The sequence below is a fragment of the Limnohabitans sp. JirII-31 genome, assembly GCF_002778315.1.
In the GTDB taxonomy this organism is placed as follows: domain Bacteria; phylum Pseudomonadota; class Gammaproteobacteria; order Burkholderiales; family Burkholderiaceae_C; genus Limnohabitans.
In genome coordinates this window covers 1-25,522 of the sequence record NZ_NESA01000020.1, presented here as the reverse complement: position 1 = coordinate 25,522, position 25,522 = coordinate 1, and the positions used below count along the sequence as shown (strand labels likewise).

Annotated in this window: 25 protein-coding genes, 1 pseudogene and 1 riboswitch; of the genes and pseudogenes, 7 read left to right on the top strand and 19 right to left on the bottom strand. The window is 57.6% G+C overall.

From position 1 onward, the window contains the following. Positions 1-138: ABC transporter substrate-binding protein (locus B9Z41_RS17255; protein WP_369823360.1), on the bottom strand; the 138-nt coding region annotated here is incomplete at its 3' end. Positions 139-153: 15 nt separating this feature from the next. Continuing rightward, a complete protein-coding gene (locus B9Z41_RS16545; RefSeq protein ID WP_143474223.1) occupies positions 154-2,079 on the bottom strand; it encodes a TonB-dependent receptor domain-containing protein in 1,926 nt (641 codons plus the stop codon). A gap of 74 nt (positions 2,080-2,153) precedes the next feature. Then, a riboswitch (cobalamin riboswitch) is annotated at positions 2,154-2,399 on the bottom strand. A gap of 35 nt (positions 2,400-2,434) precedes the next feature. On the opposite strand from B9Z41_RS16545, the gene B9Z41_RS16540 reads away from it, so the two are divergent. The 3 genes from B9Z41_RS16540 to B9Z41_RS16530 all read left to right on the top strand — a co-directional run bounded on the left by B9Z41_RS16540 (position 2,435) and on the right by B9Z41_RS16530 (position 3,991). Continuing rightward, positions 2,435-2,656 carry a DUF904 domain-containing protein gene (locus B9Z41_RS16540; RefSeq protein ID WP_100148187.1) on the top strand — a complete coding sequence of 74 codons (222 nt, stop codon included), beginning with the start codon at positions 2,435-2,437 and terminating at the stop codon, positions 2,654-2,656. Beyond that, the gene (locus B9Z41_RS16535) at positions 2,653-2,955 is read left to right on the top strand and encodes a cell division protein ZapA (protein WP_100148186.1); all 303 of its coding nucleotides are present in this window, start codon (positions 2,653-2,655) and stop codon (positions 2,953-2,955) included. The genes B9Z41_RS16540 and B9Z41_RS16535 overlap by 4 nt, the downstream gene beginning before the upstream one ends. Before the next feature lie 220 nt (positions 2,956-3,175). Continuing rightward, positions 3,176-3,991: a sulfite exporter TauE/SafE family protein gene (locus tag B9Z41_RS16530; protein ID WP_100148185.1), complete on the top strand. Its 816-nt coding sequence runs from the start codon at positions 3,176-3,178 to the stop codon at positions 3,989-3,991. An 18-nt stretch (positions 3,992-4,009) separates the two neighbouring features. On the opposite strand, the gene B9Z41_RS16525 is transcribed toward B9Z41_RS16530, so the two are convergent. Further along, positions 4,010-4,987, bottom strand: a complete 978-nt coding sequence (locus B9Z41_RS16525) for a tripartite tricarboxylate transporter substrate binding protein (protein WP_100148184.1) — start codon at positions 4,985-4,987, stop codon at positions 4,010-4,012. Positions 4,988-5,062: 75 nt separating this feature from the next. After that, a complete protein-coding gene (locus B9Z41_RS16520; protein ID WP_100148190.1) occupies positions 5,063-6,277 on the bottom strand; it encodes an alanine--glyoxylate aminotransferase family protein in 1,215 nt (404 codons plus the stop codon). 115 nt (positions 6,278-6,392) lie between these two features. Between B9Z41_RS16520 and B9Z41_RS16515 the strand changes: the two genes are divergently transcribed. Continuing rightward, positions 6,393-7,100, top strand: a complete 708-nt coding sequence (locus B9Z41_RS16515; RefSeq protein ID WP_100148189.1) for a GntR family transcriptional regulator — start codon at positions 6,393-6,395, stop codon at positions 7,098-7,100. 3 nt (positions 7,101-7,103) lie between these two features. Beyond that, entirely contained in the window at positions 7,104-10,193 is a 3,090-nt protein-coding gene (locus B9Z41_RS16510; protein WP_100148183.1) for an FAD-binding and (Fe-S)-binding domain-containing protein, read from the top strand. A 51-nt stretch (positions 10,194-10,244) separates the two neighbouring features. Here the strand turns inward: B9Z41_RS16510 and B9Z41_RS16505 are convergent, their stop codons facing one another. Together B9Z41_RS16505 and hemN are read right to left on the bottom strand one after the other, a co-directional pair. Beyond that, positions 10,245-10,964: a sulfite exporter TauE/SafE family protein gene (locus B9Z41_RS16505; protein WP_100148182.1), complete on the bottom strand. Its 720-nt coding sequence runs from the start codon at positions 10,962-10,964 to the stop codon at positions 10,245-10,247. Further along, a complete protein-coding gene (gene hemN / locus B9Z41_RS16500; RefSeq protein ID WP_100148181.1) occupies positions 10,964-12,385 on the bottom strand; it encodes an oxygen-independent coproporphyrinogen III oxidase in 1,422 nt (473 codons plus the stop codon). Before hemN ends, B9Z41_RS16505 begins: the two co-directional genes overlap by 1 nt. Before the next feature lie 88 nt (positions 12,386-12,473). Here hemN and fnr point away from each other — a divergent pair, with 88 nt between their 5' ends. Beyond that, entirely contained in the window at positions 12,474-13,199 is a 726-nt protein-coding gene (gene fnr / locus B9Z41_RS16495; RefSeq protein ID WP_100148180.1) for a fumarate/nitrate reduction transcriptional regulator Fnr, read from the top strand. A gap of 63 nt (positions 13,200-13,262) precedes the next feature. On the opposite strand, the gene B9Z41_RS16490 is transcribed toward fnr, so the two are convergent. The 9 genes from B9Z41_RS16490 to B9Z41_RS16450 form a co-directional block, all read right to left on the bottom strand. Then, positions 13,263-13,568 carry a hypothetical protein gene (locus B9Z41_RS16490; protein WP_100148179.1) on the bottom strand — a complete coding sequence of 102 codons (306 nt, stop codon included), beginning with the start codon at positions 13,566-13,568 and terminating at the stop codon, positions 13,263-13,265. Between the two features lie 57 nt (positions 13,569-13,625). Beyond that, positions 13,626-13,904 (bottom strand): FixH family protein, encoded by a 279-nt coding sequence (locus tag B9Z41_RS16485; protein WP_100148178.1) that lies wholly within the window; start codon positions 13,902-13,904, stop codon positions 13,626-13,628. A gap of 4 nt (positions 13,905-13,908) precedes the next feature. Beyond that, entirely contained in the window at positions 13,909-15,354 is a 1,446-nt protein-coding gene (gene ccoG, locus B9Z41_RS16480; RefSeq protein WP_369823359.1) for a cytochrome c oxidase accessory protein CcoG, read from the bottom strand. A gap of 5 nt (positions 15,355-15,359) precedes the next feature. Further along, positions 15,360-16,289, bottom strand: a complete 930-nt coding sequence (gene ccoP / locus B9Z41_RS16475) for a cytochrome-c oxidase, cbb3-type subunit III (protein WP_100148177.1) — start codon at positions 16,287-16,289, stop codon at positions 15,360-15,362. A gap of 30 nt (positions 16,290-16,319) precedes the next feature. Continuing rightward, the gene (locus B9Z41_RS16470; RefSeq protein WP_100148176.1) at positions 16,320-16,457 is read right to left on the bottom strand and encodes a cbb3-type cytochrome c oxidase subunit 3; all 138 of its coding nucleotides are present in this window, start codon (positions 16,455-16,457) and stop codon (positions 16,320-16,322) included. Between the two features lie 11 nt (positions 16,458-16,468). After that, positions 16,469-17,092: a cytochrome-c oxidase, cbb3-type subunit II gene (gene ccoO / locus B9Z41_RS16465; RefSeq protein ID WP_100148175.1), complete on the bottom strand. Its 624-nt coding sequence runs from the start codon at positions 17,090-17,092 to the stop codon at positions 16,469-16,471. A 9-nt stretch (positions 17,093-17,101) separates the two neighbouring features. Next, positions 17,102-18,529: a cytochrome-c oxidase, cbb3-type subunit I gene (gene ccoN / locus B9Z41_RS16460; RefSeq protein WP_100148174.1), complete on the bottom strand. Its 1,428-nt coding sequence runs from the start codon at positions 18,527-18,529 to the stop codon at positions 17,102-17,104. Between the two features lie 61 nt (positions 18,530-18,590). Then, positions 18,591-18,728 (bottom strand): cbb3-type cytochrome oxidase assembly protein CcoS, encoded by a 138-nt coding sequence (gene ccoS, locus B9Z41_RS16455; RefSeq protein ID WP_100148173.1) that lies wholly within the window; start codon positions 18,726-18,728, stop codon positions 18,591-18,593. Then, positions 18,728-20,977, bottom strand: a complete 2,250-nt coding sequence (locus tag B9Z41_RS16450; RefSeq protein WP_100148172.1) for a cation-translocating P-type ATPase — start codon at positions 20,975-20,977, stop codon at positions 18,728-18,730. The genes ccoS and B9Z41_RS16450 overlap by 1 nt, the downstream gene beginning before the upstream one ends. Positions 20,978-21,084: 107 nt before the next feature. On the opposite strand from B9Z41_RS16450, the gene B9Z41_RS16445 reads away from it, so the two are divergent. Beyond that, positions 21,085-21,528 carry a universal stress protein gene (locus tag B9Z41_RS16445; RefSeq protein ID WP_100148171.1) on the top strand — a complete coding sequence of 148 codons (444 nt, stop codon included), beginning with the start codon at positions 21,085-21,087 and terminating at the stop codon, positions 21,526-21,528. A 66-nt stretch (positions 21,529-21,594) separates the two neighbouring features. On the opposite strand, the gene B9Z41_RS16440 is transcribed toward B9Z41_RS16445, so the two are convergent. The 4 genes and pseudogenes from B9Z41_RS16440 to B9Z41_RS16425 form a co-directional block, all read right to left on the bottom strand. Next, positions 21,595-22,548: a nitronate monooxygenase family protein gene (locus tag B9Z41_RS16440; protein ID WP_100148170.1), complete on the bottom strand. Its 954-nt coding sequence runs from the start codon at positions 22,546-22,548 to the stop codon at positions 21,595-21,597. 18 nt (positions 22,549-22,566) lie between these two features. After that, complete coding sequence (locus B9Z41_RS16435; RefSeq protein ID WP_100148169.1) at positions 22,567-24,387, bottom strand: acyl-CoA dehydrogenase; 1,821 nt, start codon at positions 24,385-24,387, stop codon at positions 22,567-22,569. 67 nt (positions 24,388-24,454) lie between these two features. Then, the gene (locus B9Z41_RS16430; RefSeq protein ID WP_100148168.1) at positions 24,455-25,387 is read right to left on the bottom strand and encodes an electron transfer flavoprotein subunit alpha/FixB family protein; all 933 of its coding nucleotides are present in this window, start codon (positions 25,385-25,387) and stop codon (positions 24,455-24,457) included. Between the two features lie 32 nt (positions 25,388-25,419). Next, positions 25,420-25,522 (bottom strand): annotated as a pseudogene (locus B9Z41_RS16425) (electron transfer flavoprotein subunit beta/FixA family protein); the annotation flags it as partial.

The window sequence follows — 25,522 nt, the reverse complement described above, 5'->3', positions numbered from 1 at the left end:
GGGCTTTTCAGCCCGCGCCCGACGCGGGCGCACCGTGTAGCCTGAAATGCCGACGATGCGCGCCTCTTGCCCCAGCAGATACAGCCACTCCGTGGTCTCCTCGGTGAGGCAGACGATGCGGGAGGGGCCTTGAATCATCAATTCAACACCCGCTTATTTGGGGGCGTAACGAACGCCAACATACAAGGAACGGCCAGCAGTTGAATAGTCGTTGTAAGGCGACAGGGTGCTGCGTATGACGATGTAATCTTTGTTCATCAAGTTATTGATTTGTGCATTGACTTGCCAAGCTTGGTTGATGGCATAGCTCGAACGCAAGGCAAGCAGACTGTACCCAGGCAAGGACTGGGTGTTTGAGCTGTCATTGAATCGGCTGTCAAACGCCTGCAAACGAACACCTGTTTTCAAAGGACCATCGGCTCTTTCGAGATCAAAGGTGGCAGACCTTGGAACCCGTCGCGCCAAAAAATGCCCCGTGGTACGGTCTTTGGCACTCAAGAAATCGTAGGCCGCACTCAGCTTCCAATGGTCGATGCGTCTTGCGTAATGCAACGTCGCACCCTTGATGTCTGCGGCACCAATATTGTTCATGGTTCCGATGTATGTGATCGGATCTGAGTAGTACGCAATCAAGTCTTTGACTCTGTTTTGGTAGACGGTGATCCCTGCTCGGGTTTTGTTGTTTTCAAATTGCAATCCGAGCTCTCGGTTGGTGGAGCTTTCGGGCTTGAGTGCGGGATTGCCTTTGTAAAAGTTCACCGGATCAAATGGCCAATAGAGGTCATTGAAACTTGGCGCGTGAAACGCTGTGCCGACACTGCCGCGCATCACCAACCCTGGGCTCAGGCGGTAACCATACCCCAGAGACCCAGTGGTTCGGTTGCCAATGTTTTGAATGTCATCTCTGCGTGCACTGGCCTGTACCAAGTGACGCTCTAAAGATGCCTGATAGCCCAAGACCAATGACTTGCTGTTTTGACTGCTCACATCAAATGTCTTGGTGGAGTCCACGCTGACATCACGCGATTCCAAAGACACCATCAACTGACCCACATCGAGTGCAATGTCGTTTTGAAGCACCAACTGATCTTGCGTCGTTTTGTATTTCGGAATCGTGGTCACTTGAGTCACGGGATCAAACTCTCTGGACTCGGAATTGTCTTGACTTCGTCCCAGACGGATCGACGACTTCCAGCGCTGCGAGGCCTGCCAAATCAAATTCACAGCACCAGAGTGAATGGTCTGGAGATCTTTGTTGCCGTAATTGGTGGTGCACGTGGTGTAGCTTGCGTCGCAATTGGCGTTGTCTGAATACTTCACACCGTCTGAATACAGATAGTTGCCACCCAGCTCTAAGTCAGGTGATATTTTTTGACTGACCTTCAAGCCAAAGTTGGTTTGTCTGTAGCCATCACGGTCAGGGTTGTAGGTGTCGAACAGTCCTGGTTTGGATGCTTTGATCTCACTGAATCCGCGCGTGGTTTCACGCCCCGCTTGAAGTTGAAAACGCGTATCTCCCTGTGTTCCGCCATAGCCGACCGAAGTGATAGCGGTGCCGTATTGACCTATTGCTGCGTAAAGGGAAGGCGCAGGCTGGCCTGAAGATCCATTGCGTGTGAACACTTGAATCACACCACCAATGGCATCCGACCCGTACAAAGAACTGGAGGGGCCACGCAAAACTTCGATGCGCTCAATTTGCTCGATTGGTATCGCTTGAAAGGCGGTGGCACTGGTGGTGGCAGAGGAAATTCGTTGGCCATCCACCAAAAACAAGGTGTGCGTGCTGTTTGTGCCGCGAATAAAAATGGAAGGCACCGCCCCACGCACAGAGTCGGGACTGACTTGAACGCCTGGAATGGTGTTGAGCAGCTCGGTGATGCTGGTTGCACCAGAGCTCTCGATCTCGTCTCGACCGATGGACGTGATGTCTCTCAACGACTCATTCAAGGGGGTGGGAATGCGCGTGGCAGTTACCACCACATCTTGAGGAATTGTTTGAGCAAACGTGCTCGCACAAGCCAACGCACACAACGAAACCGCAGGCCAACAGCCACGCGCACGAATAGATTTTTTCATGATTTGAATCCAACACGAAGTGCCCTCACCGCCTTCCCCGACAGTGCTTGAGCGTTCAAGCGGCACGTTGTCAGACGCACCGCCACCTTGTTGGCCGGTATCCGGGCTGACGGAAGCAACCTCTGTCGCCTTCCCAGACGCTTGTTCAAGGCGTCCAGTGGCGTGTGTGACAGAAGCTGAGCTCAAGAGCTCGTCCGTTTGACCGTTGCGGGGGCAGCGCAGGTTGGGTGTTGTCGTGCTTGGTCGACGCGACCTTCCTGCTTCCCGTTGAACTGCGGCATGTGAACCACGCCGCGAGCACCAACAGTTTCAATTCTACTGAGGAAGCTTTCTGGCACCTTAAAATGCCAGGGCCATGTCCAACACCACCCAAATCGATCAAATCGCCGAGCGCGTGGAACGCTTGCTTGTGCGTCACGAAGAGTTGCAACGCACCAATGCCTTGTTGACGCAGCAGCTGCAAGAGCTCAGCCATGAACGCGACTTGCTCAAGTCACGTCTGGGCGCTGCGCGTCATCGCATCGATGCTCTGATTGATCGACTACCCAAAGGCGCTGACACCAAGGACGTGGCATGAAACAAATCGAAGTACAAATCATGGGTCAGGGCTATGTGTTGGGCTGCCCTGAAGGCGGTGAGACACGCTTGGGGCAGGCCGTGGCCAAGGTGGATGAAGCCATGTGCAAGATTCGCGATGCGGGCAAGATCAAAGCGCGCGACCGCATTGCGGTGCTGGCTGCTTTGAACTTGGCGTTCGATTTGACCGACAAACCTGTGACCACCGCCAGTGGCGACACCAGTGACTCGTCGCCCCAGTTGCAGCAACTGCTGCAACGCTTGGACAGCGTGCTCACACGCGACAACCAACTGCTCTGAAGCCACCTACAATCCTTGGGTCTGCTCGGTCCCTGGGGCTTTATATTTCCTTGAACCAATGCTCATATGAGCCCGGGCTTGGAACATCGGCTGATGAGCGTGATCGTCTCGCGTCAGATGAACCCAACGTCAGTCTGACCTCGCCCACCTGAACCCCCGGTTCAGGATGACGGCTCCAGGCACCTTGCAGACACCTTATTCACACCTGCCTAGGCGCGTCATGGACATCCAACCCCAACTCATCATCGAACTGGCCCTGCTGGGCATTTGTACTGGCTTTTTGGCCGGACTCTTAGGCATTGGCGGGGGCATGATCATGGTGCCGTTTTTGACCTTCATGTTGTCGCAACGCGGGATAGACGCCAACCTGACCGTCAAGATGGCGATTGCCACCTCGATGGCCACCATCATCTTCACCTCCATCTCCAGCGTGCGTGCCCACCACAAACGTGGTGCTGTGCGTTGGGACTTGGTCAAAGGCCTGGCCCCCGGCATTGTGCTGGGCAGCATGGTTGCCAGCATGGGCGTGTTTGCCATGCTCAAGGGCGCGAACTTGGCGATCTTTTTTGGTTTGTTCGTCGGCTTTTCTGCCACGCAAATGTTTTTGGACAAAAAGCCTGCGCCTTCACGCCAAGTGCCTGGCACAGCAGGTTTGGTGGCCGCAGGTAGCGCGATTGGCTTTTTGTCGGGCTTGGTCGGCGCAGGTGGCGGTTTCATCAGTGTGCCGTTCATGGCCTGGTGCAATGTGGCGATTCACACCGCCGTGGCCACCAGCTCGGCACTGGGTTTTCCGATTGCGCTGGCCAACGTGGCAGGCTACGTGATCAGTGGCATGTCGGTGACGGGCTTGCCCGATGACGCCATTGGCTACATCTGGGTGCCCGCCTTGGTGGTGATTGCCTTGTGCAGTGTGTTCACCGCACCCTTGGGTGCCAAAGCGGCCCACAGCTTGCCCGTGAAAAAGCTCAAGCGCATTTTTGCCATGATCTTGTACGCGCTGGCGGTGTACATGCTCTACAAAGGCTTGTCGAGCTGATGCTCCCGCCCCCAAGGTTCAGGCATCGGCCTGCACCTTGGCATCTTTGACGACCTTGGCCCACTTCTGGGTCTCATTGCGGATGAAGTCGGCAAAACGCTCAGGTGTGCCGCCGCCGTCTTCGGCACCGTACTGGTCAAACTTCTCGATCACATCGGGCATGGCCATGACGCGGTTCATGTCTTCGTTGATGCGTTTCACAAAAGCCGGGTTCAACTTGCCTGGCCCCACCAAGCCGTACCAGGTGGTGGCATCAAAACCCGCAAAGCCTTGCTCGTCCATGGTGGGCACATTCGGGTGACCTTTGGCGCGCTTAGGTCGCGTTTGGGCAAGTGCAATAGCTTTGCCACTTTTGACATGCGGGGTGGCCGAGGTCATGGTCTCGAAACAATATTGCACTTGACCGCCAATCAAATCGGTCAGTGCGGGGCCTGAGCCTTTGTAGGGGATGTGCAAGGCGTCAATGCCTGCACGCAGCTTGAACATTTCAAGCGCCAGGTGCTGAGCCGAGCCTCCGCCCGCCGACGCAAAGCTGATCTTGCCGGGGTTTTGTTTGCACAAGGCGACCAGGTCTTTGACGTTTTTGGCCGGTTGGTTCTCGTTGCAGATCAACAAGTTGGGGGTGACCCCCACCAAGCCGATGGGCGTGAAGTCGCGCTCCACGTTGTAGCCCAGCTTGGGCTGCAAGCTGGGTGCCAACGCATGGCTGTTGATGTGCGCCATCAGCAAGGTGTTGCCGTCTGCAGGTTGCTTGGCCACATAGTCGGCAGCGATCACGCCAGCTGCGCCGCCTTTGTTGTCGATCACGATGGTGAGGTTCCACAGGGTTTGCAGCTTTTGCGCCAACACCCGCGCCAGCGCGTCGGTTCCCCCGCCGGGTGGAAAGCCCACCACGATGCGAATCGGCCCATTGGGCAAGCTCTGGGCTTTGATCATCGGCGCGGCCAAGGTGGCCACGCTGGCGGCACTGGCTTGGAGCAAGGTTCTGCGTTGCATGGTGGGGTCTCCTGGGGTTGGATTCAAAGTCTCAAGCCGTGAGGGCACACGCTCTTGGGCGTGTTGTGCTTCGGGTCAGGAACGGATGAGCGCCGGAATGGGATGGGCCGAGAAGTAATCCATCGCCGCTTGCACGCCCGAGCCCGCCAGCTTGACGCCACTGAGCTTGAGGCCCATCTCGCACGCCGACAAGGCGGCAATCAGAGTCAGGTCGTTGCAGTCGCCCAAATGGCCAATGCGGAACATGCGACCTTTGACCTTGCCCAGGCCCGTGCCCAAGGAACAATCAAAGCGCTCATAAATCACCTTGCGCACGGCGTCAGCGTCCACCCCCTCGGGGGTCATCACGCCGGTCAAGATGGGTGAATACAGCGCCGGGTCCGCGCACTGAATGGGCAAACCCCAAGCAGTCACAGCAGCACACGCACCTTTGGACCAACGCTTGTGACGGGCAAACACCACGTCCAGGCTCTGGCCCAAGATCATGTCGCAGGCTTCACTCAGGCCGTACATCAGGTTGGTGTTGGGGGTGTAGGGGAAGTAGCCGGTTTTGTTGATCTCCAGCATCTCGTCCCAGGCCCAAAACGATTTGGGCAAGGTCGATGTTTTGCTGGCCTCGATGGCCTTGGGCGACAAGGCGTTGAAGCTGATGCCGGGCGGCAACATGAGGCCTTTTTGCGAGCCACTGACGGTCACGTCCACGCCCCACTCGTCGTGGCGGTAGTCGGCTGAAGCCAGGCCCGAGATGGTGTCCACCATCAACAACGCAGGGTGCTTGGCGTTGTCGATGGCGCGGCGCACTGCCGCGATGTCGCTGGTCACCCCGGTCGAGGTTTCGTTGTGCACCACGCACACCGCCTTGATGCTGTGCGCCGTGTCCGCCTTGAGGCGGGCCTCGATCATGTCGGCTTTGACGCCCTGTCGCCAGCCCTCCACACCGGGGAGTCCCAAAATTTCTGACTTCAGCCCCAAACGATTGGCCAGTTTGTGCCACAACGAAGCGAAGTGGCCGGTCTCAAACATCAGCACATGGTCGCCTGCGCTCAAGGTGTTGACCAAGGCGGCTTCCCACGCCCCGGTGCCCGAGGCGGGATAAATCATGACCGGGTGCTGGGTTTTGAAGATCTTTTGCATGTCGGCCAGCACCTTCAGGCCCAGCGCGCCAAATTCAGGCCCCCGGTGGTCAATGGTGGGCAGGCTCATGGCGCGCAGCACGCGGTCGGGCACGGGCGATGGACCGGGGATTTGCAAAAAGTGACGGCCCGTGGGGTGAAAGTCGAGGTTAAGCATGAACAAGAATCTCCTGAGATGAAGCTATTTTTTGCATACAAAATAAAACCGTCAACTAGCGTTCACCCTTAGACTGTTGATTGACCTTGCTATTTTTTGCATACAAAATATGCCCATGACTGCTGAACTGTTGTCCATGCCCCGCACGGCCTTACACGGCCATGTGACGCATCGGCTGCGTCAAATGCTGGTGGAAAACCAGATTGCACCCGGCGCCAAGCTCAATGAGCGGGCCTTGTGCGAATCGCTGCACGTGTCGCGCACGCCGCTGCGCGAAGCCATCAAAACACTGGCTGCCGAAGGCCTGGTGGAGTTGCTGCCCAACCGGGGGGCGGTGGCCGTATCGCTCACGCTTGACGATGTGCGCCACACCTTCGAGGTGATGGCGGGCTTGGAGGGCATCTCGGGCATGTTGGCTGCTGAACGCATCACCGAGGGCGAACTCAAGGAAATTCAAGCCCTGCACTTCGAGATGATGGCCGCCTACACAAGGCGCGATCTCTCCAGCTACTACCGGCTCAATGCCAGCATTCACCGCGCCATCCACGCCGCGGCCAAGAACCCGGTGCTCAGTGCCACCTACGAGCAAGTCAATGCACGTTTGCAAGCGCTGCGCTTCAAGTCCAACCAAGACGACGACAAGTGGCACAGCGCCGTGCAAGAACATGCGCAAATGATTGACGCCCTGCAAGCGCGCCAGCCACAGGTGCTGCGCGATGTGCTGGTGCGCCACCTCGAACACAAGCGCGACGTGGTGTTGGCGCAGCTGCAAGCCAGCGCCGACACACCCACGGCCAAACCCAAAACCTCACGCAAAGCCTGACCCATGAACGCCCCCCTGCCCCGACACATCACCGAAACCGCCAGCCAAGTCTTTGAGCGCGTGGCCAGCACCAGCAACGAAGTGGCCGGTCGTCTGGCCGCCCGTCTGCGCACGGAGACCGAAGGCCAGGTGTTGTTCTCTGCGGCCGATCGTGGACGCTACGCCACCGACGCCTCGATTTACCAAGTCACGCCCGTGGGCGTGTTCGTGCCGCGCCATGCCCATGAGGTGCCCATCGCCATGGCAATCTGTCGTGACTTAGGCGTGCCCATCGTGCCGCGCGGCGGCGGCACCAGCCAGTGCGGCCAGACCACGGGTGCGGGCTTGGTGATTGACCACAGCAAACACATCCGCCAGATCGTTCACCTCGATGTAGAGCAACGCACCGTCGAGGTCGAGCCCGGTTTGGTGCTGGACCACCTCAATGCCGAACTCAAAGCACACGGCCTGTGGTTTCCGGTGGATGTGTCCACCAGCGCGCAGGCCAGCTTGGGCGGCATGGCGGGCAACAACTCGTGCGGCAGCCGCTCGATTGCCTACGGCAACATGGTGCACAACGTGGTGGGTGCTTCGGCCTGGTTGGGCGACGGCGACTTGTTGCAGTGGGGCCGCTACGACGCGAGCAGCGGGCGGGCGCGCCAGATCGGTGACTTTGTGAAACGCCTGGCCAATGAACTACAGCCCGACATCGAGGCCCATTGGCCCAAGGTGCTGCGCCGCGTGGCGGGCTACAACCTGGACATTTTTTGCAACCAAAACGAACGGCCTTACACCGACGACGGCTCGGTGAACTTGGCCCATCTGCTGGTCGGCAGCGAAGGCACGCTGGCGATGACCAAGTCGCTGACCCTGCGCTTGAGCGAGTTGCCACGCGCCAAGGTACTGGGGGTGGTGAACTTCCCCAGCTTTTACAAGGCGATGGATGCGGCGCAGCACATCGTCAAGTTGGGCGACGGCACCTTGACGGCGGTGGAGCTGGTAGACCGCACCATGATTGATTTGTCGCTGCAAAACCCAGCCTTTGCGCCCACCATTCGCACGGCACTGATTGGCGAACCTGAAGCGGTGTTGCTGGTGGAGTTTGCGGGAGCAGACAAAGAAAGTTTGAAACCCAAGATGCGCCAACTGGTGGAACTCATGGGTGACCTGGGATTGCCTGGCAGCGTGGTGGAGATGATCGACGACGCACCGCAGAAAAACCTGTGGGAAGTGCGCAAGGCGGGCCTGAACATCATGATGAGCTTGAAGGGCGACGGCAAACCCGTGAGCTTTATCGAAGACTGCGCGGTGCCCCTGGAGAGCCTGGCCGAGTACACCGATGCCTTGACCGAGGTGTTCAAGAAACACGGCACCAAAGGCACCTGGTACGCGCACGCGTCGGTGGGCACACTGCATGTACGCCCGATTCTGGACATGCGACGCGATGGCGCGACCAAGATGCGCGCGATTGCCGAAGAAGCCAGCGCCTTGGTGCGCCAATACAAAGGTGCTTACAGCGGTGAACACGGCGATGGGCTGTGCCGTGGCGAATGGGTGGCTTGGCAGTTCGGCCCCAAGATCACCGAAGCCCTGAGGCAGATCAAACAAACACTCGACCCGCTGCACCTGTTGTCGCCCCAACGCGTGGTCAACCCACCCAAGATGGACGACACAAGACTGATGCGTTATGGCCAACCCAACGGCATGCCCTACCAAGTCATCCCCATCCAAACCGCACTCGACTGGAGCGCCTGGAACGTCCACAACGACCCCGCCACCGAACAAACCACCGCACCCGGCACCGGCGGTGACCCGGCACTGGGATTTGCCAAAGCGGTGGAGATGTGCAACAACAACGGCACCTGCCGCAAGTTCGATGCGGGCACCATGTGCCCGAGTTACCGTGTGACGCGTGACGAACAGCACCTCACCCGTGGACGCGCCAACACCTTGCGTTTGGCACTGAGCGGGCAACTCGGCACCGATGCGCTGACCAGCGAAGAACTGCTTCAAACCATGGACCTGTGTGTGGGCTGCAAAGGTTGCAAACGCGACTGCCCCACCGGCGTGGACATGGCACGCATGAAGATCGAAACCTTGCACCAATACAAGCGCTACCACGGCCACACGCTCAAAGACCGCTTGATTGGATTTTTGCCGCGCTACGCCAAACACGCAGCACGTTGGTCAGGCCTGTTGAACTTGCGCAACCGCGTGCCACTGTTGGCCAAACTGGCCCAAAGCCTCACAGGTCTGTCTGCCGAGCGCAGTTGGCCCACTTGGCAGCGTGATCACTTTTTCAACCGCAGCACCTTGGGTTCAACCGCCGAGGAAGTGCTGATTGCCCCCAAGCCCGTGGTCCTGTTTGTGGACACCTTCAACGGCTACTTCGAATCCGACAACGCACGTGCTGCCATGCGCGTGTTGCAAGCCGCAGGCTACCAAGTGCACGTGGCGTCCAAGACTCGGCAGGGTCATGGCAGTGACCAAGGCCATCTGTGTTGTGGCCGTACCTTTCTGGCCAATGGCATGGTGGACCAGGCGCGTGAACATGCGCAAGAGCTGCTCAACGCATTGCTGCCATTCGCCAAGCGGGGCATTCCCATCGTCGGCTTAGAGCCCTCATGCCTGCTGACCTTGCGGGACGAAGCCCTGGTGCTGGGCCTGGGTGAAGTGGCGCACAAGGTGAGCGAACAAGCCATGTTGTTCGAAGAGTTTTTGGCGCGCGAAGCGCAAGCCGGACGGCTCGATGCACTCAAATCAAAGCTTGAGCCCACGCGTCAACCCATCTTGCTGCACGGCCACTGTCACCAAAAAGCGTTTGGGCTGATGCCACCCGTGTTGGAAGTGATCCGTCTGATTCCCGGTGCCAAACCTCAGCTGATCGAGAGCAGTTGCTGCGGCATGGCCGGCAGCTTTGGCTACGAGGCCTCCCACTTAGAAGTCTCAAAGGCCATGGCCGAGTTGAGTTTGTTGCCTGCGGTGCGTGCAGAACCCGACGCCTTGGTGGTGGCCGATGGCACGAGCTGTCGCCACCAAATTGCCGATGGCGCACAACGCCAAGCGGTGCACGTGGCCAAGCTATTGAGTGACCACCTCAAGCACCATGCCTGAAGGTGCGCGGGTCCGAGGGTGCTAAGGCACACAAGGACTGTGTGCCGCTGGTTATTGAGGCACCAAGCACCACGGCGCTTGGTACTCCACCAAGCCCATCCACAGCGCCCAGCCTGAACTGGCCATCAACGCAGCACCCGCCAAGCGCACACCCCAGGCACCGCTGTTGTCACCCGCAGGCTTGAAGCCGCGCAAGCGCAGCCACAGCCAAGGCCCCAGGGTCAGCACCACCGCACTGCCAAAGGCAAACAAGGCCATCACGCCCGCGCCTTCCCAGGGGCTGTTACTCAAAGCGGCCACCAGCAAGGCGCCGTAGAGCAAGCCACAAGGCATCAACGCCCACAACATGCCCAGCAGCATGGGGCCACCGCGTTGTAGCTTCAGGTGCGCGGTCATGGCCTGCACCTTGCGCCACACACCGCGGCCCACACCGTCTAGCCACAGCGGTTGCTCAGCGCGCCACAACAGCAGGCCACCGATCAAAAAAGCAAGGATATGAAACAAGGTCCAGACCGGGCGAAACACGGCCGACTGGGTGGTGAGCCAGCCCACCCCTTGCATGGTGGAAGCAGCCAATGCCCCTAAGGTGCTGTAACCCACGATGCGCCCCATCTGAAACAGCAGCATGGCGCGGGTGTCGCGCCCAGGGCCCACGCCTTGCTTTTGTGCGGCCCGCCCAATGCCAGCACACGCAGCGCCACACATGGCCAAGCAGTGTGGCCCGCCCGCCAGCCCCATCAGGAGTGCGGTGAGGGCCAAAGTAGAGTTCATCAGATGATTTTAGAGAAGCGCGCGCGGGTTCGGTCAGCTTGCAAATATTTGTCAAACACCATGGCCACGCCACGTACGAAAAACCAACCCAACTCGGTGACCTGAATGCCATTGCCATCCAGCGTGACCAAGCCCTGCGCTTGCATGTCCGCCAAGGTTTGAAGCTCGGTGGCGAAGTACTTTTTGAAATCCAGCAAATGCGCCACTTCGACCGACTCAAACAGGACATGGCCTTGGCACATCAAAGCCATGATGATGGTGCGGCGTACCAAATCGTCGCGAGACAAAGCCAAGCCGCGTTCTACTGGCAAACGCCCTTGGTCAAGCAGGTCGTAGTAAGCCTCTAAGGTTTTGACGTTTTGGCTGAACGTGGCCCCCACATGGCCAATGGCGGAGACACCCAGCGCGATCAAGTCGCAATCGGGCTGCGTGCTGTAGCCCTGGAAATTGCGGTGCAAGCGACCTTGGCGTTTGGCCACGGCCAAGGCATCGTTGGGCAAAGCAAAGTGGTCCATGCCCACGTACACATAGCCCGCGCCCATGAGCACACGCAATGCACTGGAGAGCATGACCAACTTGGCGCTGGCAGGCGGCAAGTCTTGGCTGTGAATGCGCCGCTGCGGTTTGAAGCGTTCTGGCAAATGCGCATAGCCATACAAAGCAATGCGGTCAGGGCGCAAGTCCACCACTTGGGCCAGAGTGCGTTCAAAAGTCTCAGGCGTCTGCATGGGCAGGCCGTAAATCAAGTCGATGTTGACCGAGTCAAAGCCCAGTGCGCGGGACGCGGCCACCAAGTCAAACACCTGCTGTGCAGGCTGAATGCGGTGCACGGCTTTTTGCACATCGGGGTCAAAGTCTTGCACGCCAAAGCTCAGACGGTTGAAGCCCAGCAACGCCAAGGTGTTCAAACGCTCGGCGGTCACGGTACGCGGGTCAACCTCGATGGAGTATTCGCCACCCGGCGCAAATTCAAAATTGCGGCGCAACATGGCCATCAACGCGCGCAGCTCGTCATCGTTCAAAAACGTAGGACTGCCACCGCCCAAATGCAGTTGTGACACCGTTTGGCCTGCACCTAAGTGCGCCACATTCAAAGCCACCTCGCGCTCCAGGTAGCGCAAATACTCAGCGCCGCGTTCGTGGTGTTTGGTGATGATTTTGTTGCAGGCACAGTAGTAACACAGCGCCTCACAAAACGGGATGTGGATGTACAAGGACAGCGGATAGGCTTTGACCGCCACGCCTTCCCGACGCTGTTGCAATGCCTGCAAATAATCGCTCTCGCCGAAGGCCTCGACAAACCGATCGGCGGTGGGGTAGGAGGTGTAGCGTGGGCCTGCCACGTCGTAGCGACGCAGTAGATCTGGGCTCATCACATCGACAGGTCTTGAAGCCAGGTTGTTGGTTTGAGGAGAGGTCATCGATGGTTATCCTTTTCAGGAGGATAATGTGCCCATAAGTTGACTGACACACTTTGACCTGTATCAACTCACTGTTTTATCCCACCCTATGAGTATCCCTAGCATCAAAGTCGCTTGCTCCAACTGCAACTTGCGCGAGCTGTGTATGCCTTTGGGTCTGTCTGACGACGAACTCAATCGCATCGATGACATCGTGGCCATCCGCCGACGTGTGCCCCGTGGCGAAAGCTTGTTCAGGAATGGTGAAAAGTTCAACGCGCTCTACGCCATTCGTACCGGCTTCTTCAAAACCTGTGTCTCCTCAGAAGATGGTCGTGACCAAGTGACGGGATTTCAGATGGCGGGCGAAATCATTGGCTTGGATGGCATCGTCAGCGACCTGCACACCTGTGATGCCGTGGCGCTGGAAGATGCCGAAGTGTGTGTGATGCCTTTTGACCGCATCGAAGAACTGTCGCGCGACATCAATGCCTTGCAGCGTCATGTGCACAAAATCATGAGCCGCGAAATCGTGCGCGAACACGGCGTGATGTTGCTGTTGGGCAGCATGCGCGCTGAAGAACGCTTGGCGGCCTTTTTGTTGAACTTGGTGCAACGCTTGCATGCACGTGGGTTTTCGCAATCCGAGTTGATTTTGCGTATGACGCGCGAGGAAATTGGCAGCTATTTGGGGCTCAAACTTGAAACCGTGAGCCGCACGTTTTCAAAATTTGCCGACGAAGGCATTGTCGAAGTGAAGCAGCGTCATGTGCGCATCTTGAACACCGAAGCCCTCAAGCTGTTGGTCAACGCACAAACGTGCCAGCCCACTTAAGCGCTTGCGCCCCAAACAAAAGGCCTGCTGATGCAGGCCTTTTGTTTGGAGTAAATCAAGTGTTCAAACAGGTTGCTCGCAGCAGGATTCTTGTTTAGGACATCCATCGGGCCGCTCGGTAGGGACCATCGGGCAACGGTTGGTTTCAAACGGAGACATGGACAACAAGGTGGTCAGCGCACTGGACCCTCCGGTGATGATCCAAAAGGCGAAAAAAGACAGGGTGTAAATGCCTTGACGCGACATCTCAACAGGTTGTCCGAACCATTGCATGTCTTGGGGGTCAAACATGGCAAACACCACGACTTCCAAAACACCTGCCACCAAAAAGGCGGGCCATACGATCCACATCATGCGTTGTGCCAACATCAAAATTCTCCTTGTTAGGAACTCGTCATCAGTGTAGGCCCGCTTGATGGTTTTCCATCATGGGGTTTTCGTGGGCATCTGCGCTTTTGGCGTCGCCACGTGGTTGCGCGCTTGCATGGCTGGCATCATCTGCTGCGCTTGTTCAGCTAGGGTTTTGTTGATGTTCAGGCCTTGGCGGTAATAGTCCTCAGCCACCACCGGATCAGGAATGCGGATGGCGATGGCCAAGGTCACGAACCCAGCCACCACGACCACCGCTGGCCCTGCAATGATGAGCCACACATGGCCGTACTTCCACCAAGGTTGCGTGTCGTGTTGTTGTTTCAATGCAGTCATAGGATTACCTCGGCACAATGAACACTGACTTCTCGACCACCGATTGGCCAGACTCCTGTGCTTGAATTTCAAACTCGATTTTGTGAGATCCAGCCTCAGCAGAACCATACGGGATATCGGCGCGCAACACAATCCAGCGAGCTTGAGCGGGTGCAACGACCACATCGGTTTCAGTTTCAATGCGTAGCTGTGGCAAACCTTTGACCGTCAAGTGGTAGGTCTGTTCAGACTCTGCTGCATTCATGATTTGCAGGCGATAGACGTTCTCTAAAGTGCCGTACTCGGTGATACGCGCCAGCGACGCGCGGTCGCGCACCACATCCACCTTGAACGGTGTACGCATGCTCAACGACACCAGCAAGCCCACCACCAACGCCACCAGGATCATGGTGTAGATCTGCACACGGGGACGCAACAAACGCATCCACATCTGACGTGGCGTCCATTTGTTTTCCATCGCGTTTTGTGTGGTGTAACGAATCAGGCCTTTGGCATAGCCCATCTTGTCCATCACGGTGTCGCAGACATCGGCGCACGCACCACAACCAATGCACTCGTACTGCAAGCCCTGGCGAATATCAATGCCCGTCGGGCATACCTGCACACACAAAGAGCAATCCACACAAGAACCTAAGTTGAGCGTGCCCAAATCGGCTTTGCGTGAGCGTGGGCCACGGGGTTCGCCCCGTTCGGTGTCATACGTGACGATCAAGGTGTCATGGTCAAACATGGCGCTTTGAAAGCGTGCATAAGGACACATGTATTTGCACACTTGCTCACGCATGAAACCCGCGTTGCCGTAGGTGGCAAAAGCGTAGAAAAACACCCAAAAGAGTTCCCATGAACTCATGTGGCTCAAAAAGAATTCCATGGCCAACTCACGAATCGGCGTGAAGTAGCCTACAAAGGTGAAGCCGGTCCAGATGGAAAAGAAAATCCAGATCAGGTGCTTGTACCACTTCTTCACCAGCTTTTCGAGCGAGAAGTCGGCATCGTCCAAGCGCATGCGGGCTGAGCGATCACCTTCGATTTTTCGCTCAATCCATAAAAATATTTCGCTGTACACAGTTTGTGGACAGGCATAACCACACCACAAACGACCCGCCACGGCAGTGAACAAAAACAGCGACAAGGCTGAGATCACCAACAAGCCGGTGAGGTAAATGAAGTCTTGTGGGTACAAGACCAAGCCAAAGATATAAAACCGACGCGAGGCCAGATCAAACAACACCGCCTGACGCGTGCCCCATTCAAGCCAGGGCAGACCGTAAAAAAGCAACTGGGTCAGGACCACCAAGATCCAACGCCAATAGGCAAAGATGCCTTCGACAGAACGGGGGTAGATTTTTTGGCTGGCCGCATAAAGCGAGACCATCGCCTCGTCCTCTGAGCCCGAAGGCTCAGGAACGATGGGGATGGTCTTGCGCTGCTGGGTGTCGTCAGAATTCAAAACAATTACTTCGCAGCAGCAGGTGTTTCAGGTTTGTTTGACATGCCCCACACATAAGCGGTCAGCACATGGATTTGGGATTCGGTCAAACGGCCCTCTTGAGCTGGCATTTGGTTGACCTTGCCACCATTGATCATGGCCGTGATGGCTTCTTCACCCCAGCCATGCAACCAGATCTTGTCGGTCAAGTTGGCAGAGCCCAAGGCTTGGTTGCCTTTGCCGTCCATGCCGTGACAGGCCGCGCAAGCACCAAACTTGGATTTACCCAACGAAGCACGCACCGAGTCATGCGGGCTGCCCGACAAGCTCAACACATAGTGCGACACGTTACGAATGTCCTCTGGTGTACCCACCGCAGCGCCCATCGGTGGCATTTGACCAATACGACCTTTGGTGATGGTCTCCTTGATCTTGTCAGGAGTGCCACCGTGCAGCCAGTCACCGTCGGTCAAGTTGGGGAAGCTCTTGGAACCGCGTGCATCAGAGCCGTGACACTGCGCACAGTTGTTCATGAACAAGCGTTCGCCCACCGCCATGGCTTTGGGGTCACCGGCCAATTGCTCAGGAGGCTGGGCTGTGAAAGCCGCATACAAGGGCTCCAACTCTTGGTTGGCTTTGGCCACCTCAGCGTCATACTGACCTTGCGACGACCAACCCAATTTGCCAGCAAAGCTGCCCAAGCCTGGGTAAGCCACGCCATAAACCACCGCAAACACAATGGTGATGATGAACAGCCACAGCCACCAACGGGGCAATGGGTTGTTCATTTCGCGCAGGGTTTCATCCCACACGTGACCGGTGGTGCCGTCTTGCGTGTTGTGCGAAGAGACTTTGACTTTGGACGAGAACCACAGCAAAGCGGCGCAGTACACGATGCCCAAGATCGAGATGACGGCCACAAAAAGCGACCAAAAATTACTGGTGAAATCACTCATGATTCGATTCCTTTACACAGGCACTCAGGCCTAGTCTTGATCGAACGGCAACTGGGCAGCTGCGTCGAAATCTGTTTGGTTGCGCCGAGAAAAAGCCCACACCAAGATGCCAATGAAAATGGCAAACGAGAGCAAGGTCGTGGCGATGCGTAAGTCATTGACGTCCATGGAGAACCTCCTTACTTGAGCGCAAGACCGAGCGATTGCAAATACGCAATGGCCGCATCCAACTCGGTTTTACCCTTGACGTCTTCTGCTGACTTGGCAATTTCTTCGTCGCTGTAAGGCACACCCACCATGCGCAAAGCTTTCATGCGAGGCGCCATATCGCTGGGGTCCACCATGTTTTTCGACAACCATGGGTATTCAGGCATGTTGGACTCGGGCACCACATCGCGTGGGTTGTTCAGGTGCACACGGTGCCACTCGTCGCTGTATTTGCCGCCCACACGTGCCAAGTCAGGGCCCGTGCGCTTGCTGCCCCACTGGAAGGGGTGGTCATACACCGACTCGCCAGCGACCGAGTAGTGGCCATAGCGCAGTGTTTCAGCACGGAACGGGCGGATCATCTGCGAGTGGCAGTTGTAGCAACCCTCGCGGATGTACACATCACGTCCTGCCAATTGCAAGGCGGTGTAGGGCTTGACGCCAGTCACCGGTTCGGTGGTCGATTTTTGGAAAAAGAGCGGCACGATTTCAACGATGCCACCAAAGGCCACCGCAATCAAAATCAGCACGATCATCAAAAAGTTATTGGTCTCCACGCGCTCGTGGGAGAAACCTTTGGCGTTGTTATCAGACATGTAGGCTCCTCAAGCGTGTGCGGGGGCAGGAATAGCGACGCTGACAGCATTGCCCTGGGTGGCTGTTTTGACCACGTTCCAGAACATGATCAGCATGCCGCCCAAGTACAACAAACCGCCCATCACACGAATCACGTAGAACGGGTAAGTGGCTTTGACCGATTCCACGAAGGTGTAGGTCAAGGTACCGTCGGTGTTGACAGCACGCCACATCAAGCCCTGCATCACACCAGCAATCCACATCGCAGCGATGTAGAGCACGATGCCAATGGTGGCCAGCCAGAAGTGAACTTCAATGGCTTTGACGCTGTACATCTTTTTCTGTCCAAACAACTTGGGGATCAGAAAGTAGATCGACCCCATGGACACCAAGCCCACCCAGCCCAAAGCGCCCGAGTGCACGTGGCCCACGGTCCAGTCGGTGTAGTGGCTCAAGGCATTCACCGTTTTGATGGCCATCATCGGACCTTCAAAGGTCGACATGCCGTAGAAAGACAAGGACACGATCAAGAAACGCAAGATCGGGTCGTCACGCAATTTGTGCCATGCGCCCGACAAGGTCATGATGCCGTTGATCATGCCGCCCCAGCTGGGTGCCAACAACACGAGCGAGAACACCATGCCCAAAGACTGCGCCCAATCGGGCAAGGCGGTGTAGTGCAGATGGTGAGGACCCGCCCACATGTAGGTGAAGATCAAAGCCCAGAAGTGCACGATCGACAGGCGATACGAGTACACGGGGCGCTCGGCTTGTTTGGGAATGAAGTAATACATCATCCCCAAGAAACCTGCGGTGAGAAAAAAGCCCACGGCGTTGTGGCCGTACCACCACTGGATCATGGCGTCTTGTGCTCCGGCGTAGGCGGAGTAAGACTTCATCCAACCCGCAGGAATAGCGGCGCTGTTGACGATGTGCAACAAAGCCACCGCAATGATGAATGCACCATAGAACCAGTTGGCCACATAAATGTGCTTGACCTTGCGTGTGCCCACGGTGCCAAAAAACACCACGGCGTAGGCCACCCAAACCACAGCAATCAACAAGTCAATTGGCCACTCCAGCTCAGCGTATTCTTTGCCCTGGGTAAAGCCCAAGGGCAAGCTGATGGCGGCTGCCACGATGACCAATTGCCAGCCCCAAAAGGTAAAGGCCGCCAGCTTGGGCAAAAACAGCACCGTGTGGCAGGTGCGCTGCACCACGTAATAGCTGGTGGCAAACAAGGCACTGCCACCAAACGCAAAAATCACCGCGTTGGTGTGCAAGGGTCGCAGACGACCATACGTGAGCCAAGGGATGCCAAAGTTCAGTTCTGGCCAAGCGAGTTGAGAGGCGATGATCACGCCCACCAACATGCCAACCACGCCCCAAACCACCGCCATGATGGAAAACTGCCGGACAACGGTGTCGCTGTAGACGGCTTGTTGTGATGAGTTCATCGGTCACCTTTCATTTTTTTGCCAGTATCCATGATTACCCTTGGTTTCTTATTGATGCAAGTCAATCGTCACGAAGAATGCGCTCCCCTTCTTGGTCCACGCCTTCAAACTGCCCACGGTAAATAGCCCACCACAGGCCAGCCAAGATGCACAGCACCAAGAAGACCGAGAGCGGGATCAGTACATACAAAATGTCCATCAGTGTGCTTTCGTCAACCTTAAAGAATTCAAAACGACCCACAGCGAGCTCAGCGCCATGCCTAAGCCTGCCAACCACGCAGGCAACCACCCTGCCACGGCCAGAGGTACGCACACGGCGTTGTAGAGCGCGGCCCAGACCAAGTTCTGTCGCACCACCCGCAAGGTTTGACGGGCCAAACGCAAACTGGTCGCTACCACCCATAACTTGTCGCCCATCAACACCAAGTCAGACTTGGACTGTGCCAGTGGCACCGCTTGGCCAAACGCCATCGACACATGGGCACCGGCCAGCACCGGACCGTCGTTCAACCCATCACCCACCATGGCCACATGATGCCCCTCGGATTGCAAGCCCATCATGCGCGCTAATTTGTCTTGCGGGGTGCATGCACCATATGCCAAATCGATGCCAAGCTCTTGGGCCACTTGTTGCACCGCTTGCGAATGGTCACCCGACAACACATACACATCAACCCCCATGTCTTTCAGGGCTTGTACCGTCTGTGCCGCATCTTCACGCACGTCTTCGGATAACTGCCAACTGGCCAACCATTCGCCCTTGCGACACAAATGCACTTGCGCAGCATGCGCAAACTCAGGCACCACAACGCCCCAATCGGCACAAAAAGTTCTGGAACCCAAACGCAACACATCCCCCAGCCGCCCTTGCAGGCCTTGGCCCACTGTTTCCACTACATCGTCGGCCATCAGGCGGGGCTGGTCAGATGCATCGTGCGCGGCCACCAACACCCTAGACAAGGGATGCAAGGAATGCTCCCCCAAAGCAGCGGCCCGTGCAAGTGCCCATTCCATGCTCAATCCGTCGTTGACAAACACGTGCGTGATGCGTTGTGCATCGCGTGTGAGGGTACCGGTCTTGTCAAAAATCACGGTGTCAATGCTGGCCAAAGCCTCCAGGGACTGTAGGTGTCGCACCAACACCCCTTGACGGGCCAAAGCACCTGCGGCAGCCAACATGGCGGCAGGCGTGGCCAAAGACAAAGCACACGGGCATGTCACCACCAACACCGCGACGGCCACCATCAAGGCATGGGCTGGGTTGGTTGGCCACCACCACGCAGCAGCCATGGCCGCCATCACCAAAACGCCCGCCAAAAATGGTTTCGCCACACGGTCGGCCAATTGCGCCAGGCGTGGCTTTTGCAGAGAGGCGTTTTCCATCAAGGCCACGATCTTAGAGAACCGGGTGTCTTCGCCCACCTGCGTAACACGCACCAACACAGGAGCCAACAAGTTGTGGCTACCCGCCACCACCTGCTGCCCTACGCCCCGCGATTGGGGCCGCGACTCACCCGTGAGCAAAGCTTCATCGGCCAAGGTTTGCCCTTCCAGAACAACGCCGTCTGACGGAAACCCCTCCGAGGGCAGCACGCGAATCACATCACCGGGCAACAAGCGCCGAACCGCGACACGCTCAAATGAACCATCGCCCGATTGACGCAACACACTGTCGGGCAAACGGTTCATCAAAGCCTCAAGGGCTCCGGCGGTTTGGTCACGCAAGCGCAACTCCAGCCAGCGCCCAGTCAACAAAAAGAAGACGAACATGGTCAGCGAGTCAAAGTACACCTCGCCCCCAAACATGCCAGTGGGCTCGAATGTGGCCGCAGAACTCAACCCGAAGGTGATGGCCATGCCCAAAGCCACCGGCAAGTCCATGCTGATGCGGCGCAACCGGATATCGCGCAAGGCGCTGCTGAAAAATGGACCACAGGAAAAAAACACCACGGGCAAGGTCAGCACCCACGAAGCCCAGCGCAGCAATTGCACCATGTCGGGGGTGATGTCGCCCTCGCCCGCCACATAGGCCGGGTAGGCGTACATCATGACTTGCATCATGCAAAAGCCGGCCACCAGCCAGCGCCACAACGCACGGCGTGTTTCTTCTTGTCGGCGTTGTCGCAACGTGCTGTCGGCAGCGGGCAGCGCGCCATAACCCGCTGCGGCAATGGCGTGCAGCCACACAGAGGGTTTGACCACCGCTTCAGACCACACGACCTTGGCCCGGTGCGTGGCGGCATTGACTTCCACCGCACGCACACCAGGCACCGCCATCAACGCGGCCTCTACCGTGAACGCACAAGCCGCGCAATGCATGCCCTGGATCACCACATGCGAGTCCCACACCGCGCCTTGCGCAGAGGCGTCGGGTGGATGCGGTTGGCTGAAGCGCAACCACTCTTGACGGTCGTCAAGCAGCGCAACAGTAGAGGGGTCAAAAGACATGGAGGAGAGAGCCTAACGGGTTTGCGTGACACGCACTTGACATGGGTCAAGAGTGGGCCCCAAGACTGCGTTAAGCTTGAGCCTGTTCACAACAAAGGAGCTCTTGTATGTACAAACGAATTTTAGTGGCCACCGATGGCTCGACCTTGTCCAAAAAAGCAATCACCAGCGCGATTGATTTGGCAGCACTGAGTGGCGCTGAATTGGTGGCTGTGAAAATCACGCCACGTTACCCACAGAGCTACTTTGAAGGTTCGTTGCCTTTGGCCCAAACCGAAGTTGCCAAGATTGAAAAACAGTGGACGGACAACGCACAAAAAGTGTTGGATGCTGTGGTCAAAGCCGCCAAAGCCAAAGGTGTGACAGCGAAGGCGGTGGTGGTCAAGTCAGACATCGTGTCAGATGCCCTGATTGCTGCCAGCAAAAAGCACAAAGCTGATTTGATCGTCATGGCTTCGCATGGCCGTCGTGGCATCAAGCGCTTGCTGTTGGGCAGCGAAACCCAGCAAGTGCTGACGCACGCCAGCATTCCAGTGTTGGTTCTGCGCTAAGCGCTCCCCACTCAGCAAAAAAGCCGGACATGTCCGGCTTTTTGTTTGGGCGTTTGCCAACCAACGTCAGGCTGTGATGCGCGACTTCGCCTCTTGGTATTCACGCTTCAAGCGCGCCACCAAGTCGGCTGCTGGCACCACTGCCTTGACAGCACCAATGCCTTGGCCGCAACCCCAGATATCTTTCCAGGCCTTCTTGGCATCACCGCCAAAGTTCATGTGACTGGGATCGCTCTCAGGCAAGTTCTCTGGGTCCAACCCCGCTTTGCGAATGGACGGTGCCAAGTAGTTGCCATGCACCCCGGTGAACAAGTTGCTGTAGACGATGTCGTCCGAGCTGGCCTCCACCACCGCTTGCTTGTAGTCGTCGGCAGCACGCGCTTCTTCAGTGGCAATGAACGCTGAGCCAATGTAGGCAAAGTCAGCCCCCATGGCTTGGGCCGCCAACACTGCGCCTCCCGTGGCAATCGAGCCACTCAACGCCACGGGGCCGTCAAACCATTCGCGGATTTCTTGAATCAGGGCAAACGGGCTCTTCACACCTGCATGCCCACCCGCGCCGGCGGCCACAGCGATCAAACCGTCCGCACCTTTTTCAATTGCCTTTTTGGCAAATTTGTTATTGATGATGTCGTGCATCACCACACCACCATAGCTGTGGGCGGCGGCATTCACATCTTCACGTGCACCCAGCGAGGTGATGATGATGGGCACCTTGTATTTCACGCAAAGCGCCATGTCGTGCTCTAAGCGATCATTGCTTTTGTGCACGATTTGGTTGACCGCAAACGGCGCCGCGGGCTGATCTGGGTGATCGCGGTTGTACGCTGCCAAAGCCTCGGTGATCTCCATCAACCATTCCTCCAATTGCGCGGCAGGTCGGGCGTTGAGTGCGGGCATCGAGCCCACCACCCCCGCCTTGCACTGTGCAATCAGCAGCTTGGGGTTGCTGATGATGAACAACGGCGAGGCAATGACCGGAAACTTGAGTTGCGCAAAAACGGGGGGTAATTTGGACATGGTGTCTCCGTGTTGATCTCAAAAAGCCTCAAGCGCCATGTCGGTCACGCTGTCCGCACCATCCACAATGCTGTCGCGCACACCGGGCACTTTGGACAAGATGTGGTCGGCATAAAAACGTGCCGTGGTGATTTTGGCTTGCATGAAAGCCACGTCCTCGCCTTTCGTCAGCGCCTCTTGAGCCACCAACAAAGCACGTGCCAACTGCCAACCCGCGACCAAATTGCCAGTGAGCATGAGATAGGGCACGCTGCCTGCGAAGACGGCATTCGGGTTGCTTTTTCCTCCTGCCACCACAAAGTCCACCACGTTCAAAAACGCCTCACGGGCCGCTTTCAAGCGCGCGGCCACGGCTGCGGCATGGGCGCTGCCTTGCTGGATCAACTCAGCCTCGGTGCGCGCAATTTGCGCGGCGATGCCCTTGGCGGTTTGGCCGCCATCACGTCCGGTTTTACGCCCCACCAAGTCGTTGGCCTGGATGGCGGTGGTGCCTTCGTAGATGGTCAAAATTTTGGCGTCGCGGTAATACTGCGCCGCACCGGTTTCTTCGATGAAGCCCATGCCCCCGTGCACTTGCACGCCCAGGCTGGTGACTTCCAAACTCATCTCGGTGCTGAAGCCTTTGACCAGCGGCACCAAGAATTCGTAGAACGCCAAATTGTCTTTGCGTGTCGCGGCATCGGGGTGGTGGTGCGATGCGTCGTACGCGGCAGCGGCGACTGAAGCCATGGCACGACAACCTTCGGTGTAGGCACGCATGGTCATGAGCATGCGGCGCACATCGGGGTGGTGAATGATGGGCGCACTGGTTTTCATGCTGCCATCCACCGGACGGCTTTGCACGCGGTCGCGGGAGAACTGCACCGCTTTTTGGTAAGCACGTTCAGCAATGGAAATGCCTTGCACGCCCACCGCATAGCGAGCCGCATTCATCATGATGAACATGTACTCTAAGCCACGGTTTTCTTCGCCCACCAGAAAGCCCACAGCGCCGGGTCCGGCGCTGTCTGCAACACCGCCCACCGTGCCGTCGCCATACTGCAGCACCGCCGTCGGGCTGGCCTTGATGCCCATCTTGTGCTCAATGCTCACGCACTGCACATCGTTGCGTGCGCCCAGTGAGCCATCGGCATTCACCATGAATTTGGGCACCACAAACAAGCTGATGCCCTTCACGCCCTCAGGCGCCCCTTGCACACGCGCCAACACCAAGTGGATGATGTTTTCGGCCATGTCGTGCTCACCATAGGTGATGAAAATTTTGGTGCCAAACACCTTGTACGTGCCATCGGGCTGTGGCTCGGCGCGGGTGCGCACTGCGGCCAAATCGGAACCTGCTTGCGGTTCGGTCAAGTTCATCGTGCCGGTCCACTGGCCTGACACCAGTTTGTCGAGGTAAGTGGCCTTCAAGGCATCAGAACCTGCGGTCAACAACGCTTCAATCGCGCCATCGGTCAACATGGGGCACAAGGCAAAACTCATGTTGGCCGAGTTGAGCATTTCGCCACACGCAGCCCCAATGGTTTTGGGCAAACCTTGGCCACCAAAATCTGCCGGGTGTTGCAAGCTCTGCCAGCCACCTTCGGTGAACTGCGCATAGGCCTCTTTGAAACCCGGTGTGGTGGTGACCTTCCCGTCTTTGAAGAATGAGGGGTTTTTGTCGCCCTCCCAATTCAAAGGCACCAACACAGACTCATTCAACTTGGCGCACTCTTCGAGCACGGCTTGGGCGGTTTCAATGCCCATGTCTTCGAAGGCCGGAATTTGCGCAATCTGATCTAGGCCAGCCAGATGTTGCATGTTGAACAGCATGTCTTTGACGGGTGCGATGTAGCTCACGGTGTGTCTCCAAAAATCAATGCAACAGAAAAAAAGGCACCCCTCAGGGTGCCTTTTGAAACGTTTCTTACAGCGCTGCGACCAGCTCAGGCACAGCGGTGAACAAGTCCGCCTCCAGGCCAAAGTCGGCCACGCTGAAGATCGGTGCCTCGGGGTCTTTGTTGATCGCCACGATCACCTTGCTGTCTTTCATCCCCGCCAAGTGCTGGATGGCACCACTGATGCCGCACGCCACATACAACTGCGGTGCCACGATCTTGCCCGTCTGGCCCACCTGCCAGTCGTTGGGCGCGTAGCCCGCGTCCACGGCGGCACGGCTGGCTCCCAAGGCCGCACCCAGCTTGTCGGCCAGCGGCGTCATCACTTCGTTGAACTTTTCAGCGCTGCCCAAAGCGCGGCCACCCGACACAATGATCTTGGCCGCGGTCAACTCAGGGCGGTCGCTCTTGGTGACTTCACGCCCCACAAAGCTGCTTTGGCCCGAGTCGGCCACCGCCGCCACGCTGTCGGTGCTGGCGGAGCCGCCGGTGGTTGGGGCCGCATCAAAGCCGGTGGTGCGCACGGTGATCACCTTGGTGGCGTCGCTCGACTGCACGGTGGCCATGGCGTTGCCCGCGTAGATGGGGCGCTCAAAGGTGTCGGGGCTGTCCACGCGGGTGATGTCGCTGATTTGACCCACATCCAACAGCGCAGCTACGCGGGGTGCCACGTTTTTGCCGCCTGCGGTGGCCGGAAACAGAATGTGGCTGTAGCTGGCTGCCACAGCCAACACTTGGGCCGCCACGTTTTCTGCCAGACCGTCGGCCAGGGTGGCGCCATCGGCGTGCAGCACTTTGGCCACGCCAGCAATTTGGGCTGCGGCTGCGGCGGCGGCGGCGGCGTGGTGGCCCGCGACCAGCACGTGCACGTCACCGCCCATGGCCAGAGCTGCGGTGACGGTGTTGAGGGTAGACGCCTTGAGGCTGGCGTTGTCGTGTTCTGCAATGACGAGAGATGTCATGGTGTGTAGTCCTTGATCGGTTCTGCGTGTGCTTAGATAACTTTGGCGTCGTTTTTGAGCTTGTCCACCAGAGCGGCCACGTCGGCCACTTTGATGCCCGCGCTGCGCTTGGGCGGCTCGCTGACTTTCAGGGTC

Excerpts from the sequence above, each read along its gene's own strand:
- B9Z41_RS16545 (WP_143474223.1), bottom strand. The coding sequence starts at position 2,079 with ATGAAAAAATCTATTCGTGCGCGTGGCTGTTGGCCTGCGGTTTCGTTG.
- B9Z41_RS16540 (WP_100148187.1), top strand. The coding sequence starts at position 2,435 with ATGTCCAACACCACCCAAATCGATCAAATCGCCGAGCGCGTGGAACGC.
- B9Z41_RS16535 (WP_100148186.1), top strand. The coding sequence starts at position 2,653 with ATGAAACAAATCGAAGTACAAATCATGGGTCAGGGCTATGTGTTGGGC.
- B9Z41_RS16530 (WP_100148185.1), top strand. The coding sequence starts at position 3,176 with ATGGACATCCAACCCCAACTCATCATCGAACTGGCCCTGCTGGGCATT.
- B9Z41_RS16525 (WP_100148184.1), bottom strand. The coding sequence starts at position 4,987 with ATGCAACGCAGAACCTTGCTCCAAGCCAGTGCCGCCAGCGTGGCCACC.
- B9Z41_RS16520 (WP_100148190.1), bottom strand. The coding sequence starts at position 6,277 with ATGCTTAACCTCGACTTTCACCCCACGGGCCGTCACTTTTTGCAAATC.
- B9Z41_RS16515 (WP_100148189.1), top strand. The coding sequence starts at position 6,393 with ATGACTGCTGAACTGTTGTCCATGCCCCGCACGGCCTTACACGGCCAT.
- B9Z41_RS16510 (WP_100148183.1), top strand. The coding sequence starts at position 7,104 with ATGAACGCCCCCCTGCCCCGACACATCACCGAAACCGCCAGCCAAGTC.
- B9Z41_RS16505 (WP_100148182.1), bottom strand. The coding sequence starts at position 10,964 with ATGAACTCTACTTTGGCCCTCACCGCACTCCTGATGGGGCTGGCGGGC.
- hemN (WP_100148181.1), bottom strand. The coding sequence starts at position 12,385 with ATGACCTCTCCTCAAACCAACAACCTGGCTTCAAGACCTGTCGATGTG.
- fnr (WP_100148180.1), top strand. The coding sequence starts at position 12,474 with ATGAGTATCCCTAGCATCAAAGTCGCTTGCTCCAACTGCAACTTGCGC.
- B9Z41_RS16490 (WP_100148179.1), bottom strand. The coding sequence starts at position 13,568 with ATGTTGGCACAACGCATGATGTGGATCGTATGGCCCGCCTTTTTGGTG.
- B9Z41_RS16485 (WP_100148178.1), bottom strand. The coding sequence starts at position 13,904 with ATGACTGCATTGAAACAACAACACGACACGCAACCTTGGTGGAAGTAC.
- ccoP (WP_100148177.1), bottom strand. The coding sequence starts at position 16,289 with ATGAGTGATTTCACCAGTAATTTTTGGTCGCTTTTTGTGGCCGTCATC.
- B9Z41_RS16470 (WP_100148176.1), bottom strand. The coding sequence starts at position 16,457 with ATGGACGTCAATGACTTACGCATCGCCACGACCTTGCTCTCGTTTGCC.
- ccoO (WP_100148175.1), bottom strand. The coding sequence starts at position 17,092 with ATGTCTGATAACAACGCCAAAGGTTTCTCCCACGAGCGCGTGGAGACC.
- ccoN (WP_100148174.1), bottom strand. The coding sequence starts at position 18,529 with ATGAACTCATCACAACAAGCCGTCTACAGCGACACCGTTGTCCGGCAG.
- ccoS (WP_100148173.1), bottom strand. The coding sequence starts at position 18,728 with ATGGACATTTTGTATGTACTGATCCCGCTCTCGGTCTTCTTGGTGCTG.
- B9Z41_RS16450 (WP_100148172.1), bottom strand. The coding sequence starts at position 20,977 with ATGTCTTTTGACCCCTCTACTGTTGCGCTGCTTGACGACCGTCAAGAG.
- B9Z41_RS16445 (WP_100148171.1), top strand. The coding sequence starts at position 21,085 with ATGTACAAACGAATTTTAGTGGCCACCGATGGCTCGACCTTGTCCAAA.
- B9Z41_RS16440 (WP_100148170.1), bottom strand. The coding sequence starts at position 22,548 with ATGTCCAAATTACCCCCCGTTTTTGCGCAACTCAAGTTTCCGGTCATT.
- B9Z41_RS16430 (WP_100148168.1), bottom strand. The coding sequence starts at position 25,387 with ATGACATCTCTCGTCATTGCAGAACACGACAACGCCAGCCTCAAGGCG.